The organism is Exiguobacterium algae, assembly GCF_018617875.1.
Lineage (GTDB): Bacteria > Bacillota > Bacilli > Exiguobacteriales > Exiguobacteriaceae > Exiguobacterium > Exiguobacterium algae.
Genome location: NZ_JACSKZ010000002.1, coordinates 95,636 through 108,151, shown reverse-complemented (window position 1 = coordinate 108,151; position 12,516 = coordinate 95,636). Strand labels below are relative to the sequence as shown.

The following is a 12,516-nucleotide window of genomic DNA, read 5'->3' as shown; positions in this document are numbered from 1 at the left end:
GCCAAAGATGGGATGGATGATATGGACACGTATGTGATAGTGGATTTAGAGACGACAGGTCATTCCGTCAAATCAGGTGATGAACTGATTGAATTTGCGGCGGTCGTCGTTCGAGGTAGTGAAGTGATTGAGCGCTACAGTACTTTGATTCGACCGAGTCGTTCAATCCCACCTTTTATCACGCAGTTAACGACGATCAGTGATGAGGATGTGGCAGATTCGCCAACATTCGAGGAAGTCGTTCCGGATATATGGAAGATTCTCGATGGACGAATATTTGTGGCGCATAATGTCTCATTCGATTTAACGTTTTTGAATGAGAGCTTGGAGCAAGCGGGATATCTACCGTTCCAAGGCCGTGCGATCGACACGGTAGAATTGGCGCGGATTTTATATCCGACCCTCGAAAGCCACGCCTTGGAGTCACTTTCAGAGAAATTTGATTTGGTACACACGGATGCTCACCGGGCACTGAGTGACGCAGAAGCGACGGCTGAGCTGTTTATTCGGATGCTGGAGCGACTAAAAGAATTGCCGGTCGTCACTTTGAAGCGACTTCGGAAATTATCAGAAGCATGGACGAGTCACGTGGAGCCGTTACTGGATGAATTGATTCGTGAGATCGGGATTCGTCCGGACGACGAAACGCGATTCGATATTCATCGCAAAATTGCCCTCCGCCGCCTGACTGACGTTGTCATGCCTGAAATGGAGCGGGAACCGTTCGAACCATTTTTGAATCGAACAATCGAGGAGACGCTCCCGTCGATTTTCTCAAACTTTGAACCACGACAAAGTCAATTCGAAATGATGCGTCATGTATATAAAGCGCTGGATGATGAAGCGACTTTATTAGTTGAAGCCGGGACAGGTACCGGAAAAACACTTGCATACTTAATCCCGAGCGCGCACCATGCGCTCGAAACGAAACAACCGATTGTCGTGAGTACACACACGATTCAACTGCAAGAACAATTACTTAACCGGGATCTCCCGATTTTAAAGGCAATCTTTCCTGAAGTCGCGTTTACGCTTCTAAAAGGACGCCGTAATTATATCGACTTACGAAAATTCGAAATGATCCTCGATGAAGCCAACGACGGTTTGTTGTCCTCGATGTGCAAAGCGATGGTGCTCGTCTGGTTGACGGAGACAGAAACCGGGGACTTAGAAGAACTCTCTTTCCCCGGGGCGGCGACGCAAGGACCCGCTTCGTTCAAACGATTGATTCAAGCAGATGCCTCGGGTGACTTCGGACGATTTGACCCGTGGTACAGCCGGGATTTCTTTACGAGAGCCGTACTGCGATCTAAAGAAGCGGATATTATCGTCACGAATCATGCGTTGTTATTTTCAGACTTACAGCATCAAGCAGGCATCCTGCCAAGTGAAACCCCGTTGATCCTCGACGAGGCACATCAAGTGGAAGAGGTGGCATCGCATCATTTCGGCGTAACGTTTGATGCGATTCAGTTTGATCGTCTGTTCAAATGGTTTGGCTACGGGGCGGACGGGAAATTCCACTCGCGCGTCATTCAACTGGCCGATTTGACTTCCGTCACGGAAGAAGCGGAGGCATTCAGTCAACAAATTGATTCGTCGATGGCCCGTGTCGAGGAAGAATTGGATGACTTGCTCACTTCCTTACAATCACTCGGAAAGAAAAAGGAACCCCGGCAAACGGTCCGGTTTGAGCGTGAGGGTCATGTGTTCCAGCCTATTCGCGAAGTGGCAAAGCGACTCGAAGACCGTCTGAGAAGCTTACGGACCTCACTTCGACAACTCCATCGGTTGTTGGATGAACGGAAAGAGCATATGACATTCAAACAACGCGCCATTCTCAGTGATCTGAAGACGTTCATGGGAGAAATCAGGGAGCTCGAGAGTGTCATCTTTGAAACGATGTTGTCTAAAGAAGACGATGTGGTCAGTTGGGTCGAGCTGAATCTGGCAAATCGAAAATTGACATCGGTGTATACACAGCCGGTTGAAATCGGACCGTTGTTGCATGAACGCTTGTTTGCAAAGCGTTCTACAGTATTGACGTCGGCGACAATGACGGTATCGGGTCGCTTCAACTTCATTGAACGTCGACTTGGTTTAGAAGGGCAGACGGTCCGGCGAGTCGTTCTGCCGTCACCTTTTGACTTTAAGCAACAAGCAAAATTATTTGTGCCTACAGACATTCCTTTAATTAACGATGTTCCGCTGACACAGTTTGTGAATCAGACAGCCGACTCGATTGTGCGGATTGCGAATGTCACGAAAGGTCGGATGCTCGTGTTGTTCACGTCGAATGAATTACTTCGCTTAACGCACGAGCAAGTGCGGGACCAATTGGATCCGTCTTATACGCTCCTTGCCCAAGGTGTGAGCGGAGGGTCCAGAAGCCGGTTGACGAAACAGTTCAAGCGAATCGACCAGTCAATTTTGTTCGGTACGGCTAGTTTTTGGGAGGGCGTCGATATTCCGGGTGAAGCGTTAACGTGTCTCATCATCGTTCGTTTACCGTTCGCTCCACCTGATCAACCGGTGATGCAGGCAAGATCTGAAAAGATCGAGGCGAACGGGAAGTCTTCATTTTTTGAATTATCTCTCCCGCAAGCGGTCATTCGTTTCAAACAAGGAGTCGGTCGATTGATTCGTTCGAAGGAGGACTATGGTGCCATTTTCGTCTTCGACCGACGTGTCGAAACGACACGCTACGGAAAGCAGTTTATAAATAGTTTGCCGAAAGTCGACCGAATTGACGAAACGCTCGAAACGTCACTTGCCGAGTTGGAGTTGTTTCTGGATGAACAGGAAAAGAGCACAGCAAGAAATCCGAGATAACGCTAGGCAGCGTGAAATTATCGCTTTATAATGATACGTATAGTGTTTTGAAGGAGGAATAAGGATGAATTCGAATATTGAGACGCTTGCGACTGTCCGAATTGAGCCGACGGCAGACGTTTATAAAATTGTAGATTTATTGAATCGTACGTTGAAGAGCCAAGATTTGATGTTCGGATTGGCGTTAGAGAAAAAAGTAAATGATCCGAAGAAAGAAGAGATGGTCTTCACCATCTATCGGACAGAATGACGACTAAAACAAAAGTGATTGTGGCCTTGCTGACTGCGGTACTCGGCGTCGTCCTCGTGTTTGCAACGATGTATTGGTTCACAATCGGCTATACCGAACAGAATAAAAACCAGATGATTAAGGAAGCGGAGCTTCGGCTGACTGAGGAACACCCGGACCTCCTCCTTAACCGAGGAGAACTCTATAACGGGACGGACGCATACATCGTATTCGTTGAAGAAGAGGAACAGGGAATTTGGTTCGTCCCGGTTGACCAGGATTTGGAGATCGAACAGCGTGAGATTGGCTCGACGCATGCCGATGAGGTTTGTGAACAATCACTTCAGGAAACCGGCGGCACGCTCGTCAGTTGTAAGTATGGATTTGATCAGCGGGCACTCATCGAAGTCGTATCAAAAGCGGATACGTCTTACACCTATTCGTATTACACGCTTCAAACGGGAGAATTTATTCGTCGTGTCCAGTTGACGGACGCGATGTGACGAAATAGAGGGGGATTTTGATGGAACATCTATTGGCAAAACGTGTGAAACAATTGACACCTTCAACGACGCTCGCCATCACGGCGAAGGCAAAGGCTTTGAAAGCTTCGGGACAAGACGTCATCGGTCTTGGTGCGGGGGAGCCTGATTTTAATACCCCTGAACGAATCATTGAAGCTGCATGTGAGGCGGCTCGAGAAGGGGATACGAAATATACGCCATCCGGCGGGACGGTCGCGTTGAAGGATGCAATCATCGCGAAAACGAAACGTGACAGCGGGTTGGCATTTGAACGTAACGAAGTGATGGTCGCTTCCGGGGCGAAGCACGCACTGTATGCTTTGTTCCAAGCCATTCTTGACGAAGGGGATGAAGTCATTGTCCCGACACCTTATTGGGTAAGTTACCCGGAGCAGGTCAAACTGGCTGACGGTGTACCGGTGTATGTCGAAACGAACGAAGAAACGGCTTTCAAATTGACTCCGGAACAGTTGGACCATGCCATCACAGACCGTACGAAAGCGGTCATTTTGAACAGCCCATCAAACCCGACCGGTATGATTTATACGAAAGAAGAGTTAACCGCGTTAGCAGCCGTCGTGGAACGTCATGACTTGCTTGTCGTGAGTGACGAGATTTATGAAAAGTTGATTTATGGGGACGCTTCGTTTGTCTCGATTGCTACGTTACCAAATATGCGGGAGCGTACGATCATTATCAACGGTGTGTCCAAATCGCACGCCATGACCGGCTGGCGCATCGGCTATGCCGTGGGAGATGCGACAATCATCGCGGCAATGACGAATTTGGCGTCCCACTCGACGTCAAACCCGACATCGATTGCCCAGGCAGCCGCTGTCGAAGCGTATAACGGTCCTCAAGATGATGTGGAGATGATGCGTAAATCTTTCGAGGAGCGCCTCGAGATCGTCTACGATCGTCTCAAAAAAATCCCGGGCATCCATTGCCTGAAACCACAAGGGGCTTTCTACTTATATGCGAATGCGAAAGAAGCAGCCAATAGGAGTGGTTACGATTCGGTAGACGAATGGTGTGGTGCCGTGCTTGAAAAAGCTAATGTGGCGCTCGTTCCCGGATCGGGGTTCGGACAAGATGATTATGTTCGCTTGTCCTATGCAACAGAATTAAAACGCGTACTAGAAGCGCTCGATCGAGTGGAAGACTTCATTACACGCGACACTCGATAAGCGAAAGGATGGAAGAGCAGATGACAACAATTTCGATTAACCAATTTAAAGATTATGAAGGACAAATAGTCCGGGTAGGTGCCTGGATCGCCAACAAACGCTCGAGCGGGAAAATCGCTTTTCTTCAACTTCGTGATGGAAGTGGTTTTGCCCAAGCGGTCGTTGTCAAAGCAGACGTAGAAGAAGAACTGTTTACCCTTGCTAAAGGTGTAACGCAAGAAACATCAGTATGGGTGACAGGAAAGGTCAAGTCAGACGGCGGACGTACACCGCTCGGTTACGAACTTGAAGTGACGGGGCTTGAAGTGATTGCTGAATCGGTTGATTATCCAATCACACCGAAAGAACACGGTACAGAATTCTTGATGGACAACCGTCATTTGTGGCTCCGTTCACGTCGTCAACATGCAATCATGAAAGTGCGTAACGAATTGATTCGTGCGACGTACGAGTTCTTCAACAAAGAAGGATTCGTCAAAATCGATCCTCCAATCATTACGAGCAGCGCACCGGAAGGAACGACGGAATTGTTTGAAACGGACTATTTCGGACAACCGGCATACCTTTCACAAACTGGACAACTTTACATGGAAGCTGCAGCGATGGCGCTCGGTAAAGTCTTCTCGTTCGGTCCGACATTCCGTGCAGAAAAATCGAAAACGCGTCGTCACTTGATCGAGTTCTGGATGATCGAGCCTGAGATGGCATTCGTTGACCACGATTTGAACCTTGAGATTCAAGAACAGTATGTGACATACATCGCCCAATCGGCGCTCGAGCATTGCAAAAACGAACTTGAACTCCTTGGACGTGACTTAGAGAAGTTAGAAAAAGTCCAGGCACCGTTCCCGCGTGTCCGCTATGAAGATGCAATCAAGTTCTTGAAAGAAGAAGGATTTGACGATATCGATTACGGGGATGACTTTGGAGCCCCTCATGAGACGGCGATTGCGAACGCACATGACAAGCCGGTCTTCATCACACATTGGCCAAAAGAAATCAAGCCATTCTATATGAAAGTGGACCCGGAAAACCCGGAACTCGTCCTTTGCGCTGACTTGATTGCTCCTGAAGGATACGGAGAAATCATCGGAGGGTCACAACGTGAAGATGATTATGACCGCTTGAAAGAAGAAATCATCAAAGAGGGTCTTGATGAGACAGACGCGTATGACTGGTATCTCGAACTCCGTAAATATGGATCAGTCCCACACTCTGGATTTGGTCTCGGTCTTGAGCGTACAGTGGCTTGGATCAGCGGGATCGAACACATTCGTGAAGCGATTCCGTTCCCACGTCTTCTAAACCGTATTCACCCATAAAGATTTTGTCGGGGATGACGTATGACGTCTTCCCCGATTCATTTGTTATAGAAAGGAAGTCCGATATGGATGCACATAAATTGGTTCAACTGTTCGAACAAAGCCCGGTCGTTGTCCCACGGAAATTGTTCACGGACGCAAGGCGACTAAATATTTCACCTGTTGAGTTCAGTTTGATTGTTCATCTTCTCGAAATGACAGGTGAGGGAATCGTGATGCCGCTGCCGAGCGAGCTGGGCGACCGGATGAACGTTCCTGAAAATGAGGCACGGAGTGTCCTGCTCGGTCTGTTACAAAAAGAATTGATTGCCATCGATGCGTCAACCGATGGAGAGCGTTATAGTCTTCTCCCATTGTTTGAAGCGCTACAAAGTTCAGAAGTGAAATCTTCTGAACCGTCCATCAATGAAAATATTATCCATACGTTCGAACGGGAGTTTGGTACGATCACCCCGTTTGAAATTGAACAAATCGTTGGTTGGATGACAGAGGATGGCTTTAACGAAGAGCTCATCATGGCAGCATTACGAGAGGCGAAACTTCGAAATGTACGAAACTTCAAATACATGGATAAGATTTTACGGGTGTGGCAAGACCATAACGTCGAATCATTAGAAGATTTGGTAGAGTATCAACGGAGGAACAAGTGATGTTGACAAGAGCCCAATTGAGTGAAGTGTCTGACACGATGCGTCGCATGTTTCCAGACGCTCATTGTGAATTGACGCATCGCAATCCATTTGAACTCGTCGTAGCGGTCGCATTATCAGCTCAAGCGACGGATGCACTCGTCAATCAGGTAACGCCCGGTTTATTTGAGGCGTTTCCGACGGTAGAAGCGATGGCGGCGGCCGATGTGTCCGAAATCGAATCACGCATCAAACGCATTGGTTTGTATCGAAACAAAGCGAAGAACGTGAAGGCACTATCTGAAAAAATCGTGAACGAGCATGGCGGCATTGTGCCATCGGACCGCGCTTCGCTTGAAGCGTTGCCGGGGGTCGGTCGCAAGACGGCGAATGTCGTCTTATCGGTTGCATTTCATGAACCGGCGTTTGCGGTCGATACACATGTGGAACGCGTTTCAAAACGTCTCGGAATCTGTCGGTGGAAAGATAATGTAAGGCAAGTTGAAGAGACATTGATGAAAAAGTTTCCGCGTGAAGAATGGTCACAGTTGCATCATCAGTTTATTTTCTTTGGTCGTTATCATTGCAAAGCACAGAAACCAGCCTGTGAGGCATGCCCGCTCCTGCATTTATGCCGGGAAGGAAAGAAACGGACAAAATCGAAACAAGCGACATCATAAAAAAAGCTGTCCTCGAGGGACAGCTTTTATTGATTCCACGGATGGTCGCTCCATTCGCGTCGTTTTTTGGTGATCGGTACCTTTTTGAATCCCCAGTTGCGGAAATCCTGATCGGGACTCTCTCTACGGATGTAGATTTTGTCCTTAATGGCTTTAAAGATTCGGTTCTCGTCCCCATAATGGACGAACCGTGGCTTCACTTCGATGACACCGCGTCGCACGCGTGAGAGCGGTAAGCAGACAAGATCGGCAATTTCTAAACCGGATTGGTACATCGTGTTTTGTTTCTCAGAGAAGATGAAGCCTTTAATTTTTTGACGACTCTTCTCCACATCCAAGTGGACCGTACCTGAGTTGAAGATATCGAAGAACGCTTTTTGAATGAGCAGGTTCTGGTAATCATCCCGTGATTCGATGACGACCCGTGCACTGACTGCCTCGGTCTCTTCCAAAAATGCATAAAATGATTTCATTAGATGGGCAAATGCTACAACGTACGGGTCTTTCGGAGTTGAATAGAAATCATGCAATTTCTGTTTATCGACTTCGACACTGACAATCGTGCAGTCAATATCTCTTAAGAAGTCCGGAAGTTTATCCCAAAAATCACGCAACATATCGATGGTGATCCCATCTTCCTTTCCATATGGATGCTCGGCTTTCAAAATTTCTTTTAAATGAAGCGGGATTTGCTCCGTATTGAATACATCCCGTTTAAATGCTTGCAGACGACGTTTCAGCTCACAAGGAGCACCGGTTTCGTCGGCATCAATCGAATATTTGTACTCCATCAATACACCTGTCAAATTAAACTGAGTATTTCCTTTCGGTGTCCCCGTCTCGTCGACGAACATGACATACTTCTTTCCACTTTCCATCCAATCCCTCCAAAACGGCTCTAGAACAATTTAAACAAATTTCCAAATAGGTAACAATGGGTTCATTAACGAGGTTATTGCACACTTATTGCACCTTTTTTAAAAGAATAAGTCAATCAGGTTTAATATTTCTTCCTGATGGTTATTTGATAGAAGAGTTATCATAGAAAAATATTGATTGTGATTCGTGACAAGAGCTTATCATTTTGGATACACAATCTACTACCCACTAGTTTAACATACCGGAGTTTGGTACGATATGGATTGCGGCAAATCCACGAAAGAGTCAAACGACAAGAATCGACAATCAGACTCGAGACGGAAGGAACGAGTGGATCAACCTGTTAAACTGTATACGTGGGGTGACGAGATTGTTCCATTATCCAAACGGAAAAAAAGCAAAGTCAAATGAGGTTTCTAAAAAAACGGCGAGCGCACCAACCTATGCGAACCGAGGAATGAATCTAGAAACGTTATTGAATGAAACGAATGAGTTTTATCGAATCCATCAGCGTGCGGTCATCCATAAAAAGCCGACCCCACTTCAAATTGTCAAAGTCGACTATCCGAAGCGTAGCGCTGCAAAAGTGACGGAAGCATACTTCAAGCAAGCGTCAACGACCGATTATAACGGGGTATACCGCGGAAGGTACATTGACTTTGAAGCAAAAGAAACGAATAATAAGACATCCTTTCCACTCGGAAACTTTCATGACCATCAAATACAACATATGAGAGAATGTGTTCGTCACGGAGGGATTTGTTTTGTCATCATTCGTTTTAGTCGCTATAATACGCAATATGTATTAACCGCCGAACAATTGTTTGAATGGTGGGGAGAACGAGAGACGGGACGAAAATCGATTCCGCTCACTTATATTGAAAAAGAAGCACATGAAGTACCAACGAGAGCCTTGCCGGCCGTCGATTATTTGACGGTCGTAGACAAATGGCTCGATTGAATGAAGGAGTGAACCATGAATGGAGCGAAGTAGGATGGCGCGTCGTAATGACTCGACGCCAAGTAAACGCAAAAAATCTGGGAAGCAACCGAAAACAAAAGCTAAAAAGCCGATGTGGAGACGCATCTTTTTAATCGCTATGATTCTATTTATTACGGCTGTCATCGCATTCGGTGCCTATACAGTGTACGCAATTGCGACAGCACCTCCGCTTGACGAAGAGATGCTCGTGGACACTTATCCAATCCAACTCATTTCAGCCGAAGGGGAGCCTCTCGAGGGAAGTGGACAAGTACGAGAGTATGTCTCAATCGATGACATCTCTGAAGTGATGCAACAAGCGGTCGTTTCGATCGAGGACAGACGCTTCTATGAGCATAACGGGATTGACCTTCGCCGGATTGGTGGAGCGGTCGTCGCGAACTTGACAGACGGTTTTGGCGCAGAGGGTGGTTCAACGATCACGCAACAGCTCGTCAAACAATCTTTCCTTTCGACAGATAAAAAGTTGAAACGGAAGCTTCAAGAGCAATGGCTTGCGCTCAAACTAGAGCGCGAATATACAAAAGAACAAATTTTAGAAATGTACTTGAACAAGAACTACTATGGTACTGGCGGGTATGGAGTACAAACCGCCTCAAAACGGTATTTCAATAAACCGGTCTCAGAAGTGAACTATCAGGAAGCTGCAATCTTAGCCGGTCTTCCGCAACGTCCGAGCGCCTATGACCCAATCAACGGGGACCAGGAACTCACACGTTATCGCCAAGAACAAGTTCTTTCGGCGATGAAGCGAGATGGTCATATTACAGAAGAGCAGTATAATGAGGCACTCGAAGTAGATATCGCCGACGTCATCTCACCTGGTGAGGAAACGGAAGAAGAAGCATTCACTCGTGCCATCTATTCACGTGTGCAAGCTGAGCTTGAGGAAGACTATGGATTGGACCAGTCAGACATTTACGGGACAGGTCTCAAAGTATATACGTCAATCAATAAAGCATTGCACACGAAATTTAATAGCGACATCAAGTCAGACAATGTAAATATTCCGAATGGACAGTTTCCTGCTGATGAACTGCGAATGGGCGCGACAGTATTGAATACGAAAACAGGTGAAATCGTCGCCATCATTGACAGTCAGCAGGCGAAGCAAGGGGATAAGACATATCGTGATTATTCTCGTGAAAAGCACCAAATCGGTTCAACCGCAAAACCGTTCTTTGACTATGGTCCAGGGATCGAGAACGGACAATGGTCAACGGGTAAAATCTTGTTAGATGCTGAACTAAAAGGAGATTACTCTCCTGGTAACTATTATGAAGGGTATCGTGGTCCGAACACGATGCGCTATTACTTGACGATTTCGGGTAACACGCCCGCGGTTCGGGCGTTCCAGGAAGTACGCGACCAGTATGGACAAGAGGCAATTGAGTCATTCGTCGAAAAAGTTGGCATCGAGCCAGTGAAAGAAAACGGTGAGTTATATGAATCAAATGCACTCGGTGCGGCCCAGGCGAGTACGACACAGATGGCGGCCGCCTATGCGGCGCTCGGTACGAATGGGATGTACACAAAACCGCACTTGATCAAGAAGATTGAGTTCAATGACGGTTCGAGCATTAGTTCTCCTGTGAAACCGAAGCAGGCGATGGAAGACTACACAGCGTACATGTTGACAGACATGTTACGTGACGTCGTCAGTGGGGCAAATGGAACATACAATCCAGGTGCCTTCCCATGGGATGTCGCAGGTAAAACAGGAACGACGAACGAACAGAAAGACAAGTGGTTCACCGGTTATACGACTGACTACTCGATTTCGGTATGGCAAGGAAGAATGAGTGGAACGAGTGAATCAGCGAATGATCCGAACTACGCACAATATTACTTCGAATATATGATGCAACAAGTGACGAATGCGACAGGTCGTCCAGCGTCGTTCAAACGACCGGATTCGGTCCTGTCTCTTGGTAAGGAACTCTATGTAAAAGGGACGAAACCGAAAGACTTACAACCGGAGAAGCTTTCCGCGCCGACCGAGGCCGCAGTCAGCTACGATGAAAAGTCGAAAAAAGGAACAGTCTCTTGGTCATATGATACGGATGCTGCAAAAGCTGAAGGATACAAGGACATCACCTTCACCGTGACGGAGAAAAACGCCGACGGTGGAGAACGGGTCGTCGGTACAACCGATAAGACGAGTATCGACATCGCCAACCTTTCCGAAGGTGAGACAGTCTACTCGATTGTTGCGAATGCAACAAATCCGTTAACAGGTGACCAACAATCTGATGCAGCGCAAGCTTCATATACGATTGAACCGGAAGAAGATCCGAAAGAAGATAAAGAGAAAAAAGAAGATGACAATTCGAATGATGGAGAGTCAGATGAGGAGAACAACGGGAACACGGACGGGAATGGAAACAACGACGGTTCAAATTCTACGAATCCAGACGAACCGACAACGGATGAACCAACCACTGATGAACCGACAACGGATGAACCAACTACTGACGAACCAACTACTGACGAACCAACGACCGATGAAGGGAATGGAAGTCAGCTAGAGAGTCAATCGACTTCTAAACCTAACCAAGGTAACGGAAACTCATCTAATGGCAATAACTAATGGATTCAGGGCGACTTTGTGCGCCCTGTTTTTTCTTTTCGTTTGTTATAATGAAAAGAAAGTGAACAGGATGGTGACACATGGTTCAACTCGCTTTAAAACGAAAGATGAAAGTGTTGTTTGTCATCGATCGATTACAGGCTGATGATGATGGATTACCGCTTAGTGGACATAATGGTCTGAAATTATCACGTTTACTTTTAAAGGAGTCGATTCCATTCGGCCGTCTCATCCAAGATCAAGCTGTTGCCGAAACGGTCGGTCACGCCTATTTAAAACGGATAGGCGTCGAAACGATGTTTTTCGGTGATGAATCCTACTATCCTGCTCTCCTTCGCGGACGACGTCAAAATGTTTCATCCGAAGAAGAGTATTATAAAACGGTGCAACGCTATGCCAAACATTTGCTGGCTGTTCATTCGAAATGTCCAAAGCTACATACGATCGCTTTGTTCGGCCGTGCATCTCAACAGCTCTTTCGGGATGCGCTCACTCGACTAGAAGTGGAAAATGAGCTGGTAGCGGAGTCGTTTCGCCGAATGAATGTTTATCGATTACCTGCTGTGACGCAATTATTGCGTGATGAACGCATCAGTCAAGTCCGGCAAATTATAGCGGACCTTGCACCTTCGAGCTGATAA

General features: G+C 46.9%; 11 protein-coding genes. 10 read left to right on the top strand and 1 reads right to left on the bottom strand.

What is annotated here, in order from left to right:
• Nucleotides 1-21: 21 nt before the first annotated feature.
• The 7 genes from dinG (at nucleotide 22) to nth (ending at nucleotide 7,403) form a co-directional block, all read left to right on the top strand.
• Nucleotides 22-2,832: an ATP-dependent DNA helicase DinG gene (gene dinG / locus KNP03_RS05730; RefSeq protein ID WP_214826525.1), complete on the top strand. Its 2,811-nt coding sequence runs from the start codon at nucleotides 22-24 to the stop codon at nucleotides 2,830-2,832.
• 64 nt (nucleotides 2,833-2,896) lie between these two features.
• Complete coding sequence (locus KNP03_RS05725; RefSeq protein ID WP_016509977.1) at nucleotides 2,897-3,082, top strand: YpmA family protein; 186 nt, start codon at nucleotides 2,897-2,899, stop codon at nucleotides 3,080-3,082.
• Nucleotides 3,083-3,102: 20 nt separating this feature from the next.
• A complete protein-coding gene (locus KNP03_RS05720; RefSeq protein WP_338082723.1) occupies nucleotides 3,103-3,564 on the top strand; it encodes a hypothetical protein in 462 nt (153 codons plus the stop codon).
• 20 nt (nucleotides 3,565-3,584) lie between these two features.
• Nucleotides 3,585-4,772, top strand: coding sequence for a pyridoxal phosphate-dependent aminotransferase (locus KNP03_RS05715; protein ID WP_214826519.1), 1,188 nt, complete (start codon nucleotides 3,585-3,587; stop codon nucleotides 4,770-4,772).
• 20 nt (nucleotides 4,773-4,792) lie between these two features.
• Nucleotides 4,793-6,094, top strand: coding sequence for an asparagine--tRNA ligase (asnS, locus tag KNP03_RS05710; RefSeq protein ID WP_214826516.1), 1,302 nt, complete (start codon nucleotides 4,793-4,795; stop codon nucleotides 6,092-6,094).
• Between the two features lie 65 nt (nucleotides 6,095-6,159).
• Nucleotides 6,160-6,744: a DnaD domain-containing protein gene (locus tag KNP03_RS05705; protein ID WP_214826513.1), complete on the top strand. Its 585-nt coding sequence runs from the start codon at nucleotides 6,160-6,162 to the stop codon at nucleotides 6,742-6,744.
• A complete protein-coding gene (nth, locus tag KNP03_RS05700) occupies nucleotides 6,744-7,403 on the top strand; it encodes an endonuclease III (RefSeq protein WP_214826510.1) in 660 nt (219 codons plus the stop codon). Before KNP03_RS05705 ends, nth begins: the two co-directional genes overlap by 1 nt.
• A gap of 26 nt (nucleotides 7,404-7,429) precedes the next feature.
• Here nth and KNP03_RS05695 read toward each other — a convergent pair whose 3' ends face one another.
• A complete protein-coding gene (locus tag KNP03_RS05695) occupies nucleotides 7,430-8,281 on the bottom strand; it encodes a DUF3800 domain-containing protein (protein WP_214826507.1) in 852 nt (283 codons plus the stop codon).
• Nucleotides 8,282-8,652: 371 nt separating this feature from the next.
• Between KNP03_RS05695 and recU the strand changes: the two genes are divergently transcribed.
• The 3 genes from recU (at nucleotide 8,653) to KNP03_RS05680 (ending at nucleotide 12,513) form a co-directional block, all read left to right on the top strand.
• Nucleotides 8,653-9,243: a Holliday junction resolvase RecU gene (gene recU, locus KNP03_RS05690; RefSeq protein ID WP_214826504.1), complete on the top strand. Its 591-nt coding sequence runs from the start codon at nucleotides 8,653-8,655 to the stop codon at nucleotides 9,241-9,243.
• Between the two features lie 19 nt (nucleotides 9,244-9,262).
• Entirely contained in the window at nucleotides 9,263-11,875 is a 2,613-nt protein-coding gene (locus KNP03_RS05685; protein ID WP_214826501.1) for a transglycosylase domain-containing protein, read from the top strand.
• 80 nt (nucleotides 11,876-11,955) lie between these two features.
• Nucleotides 11,956-12,513, top strand: a complete 558-nt coding sequence (locus KNP03_RS05680; protein WP_214826494.1) for a hypothetical protein — start codon at nucleotides 11,956-11,958, stop codon at nucleotides 12,511-12,513.
• Nucleotides 12,514-12,516 lie beyond the last annotated feature (3 nt).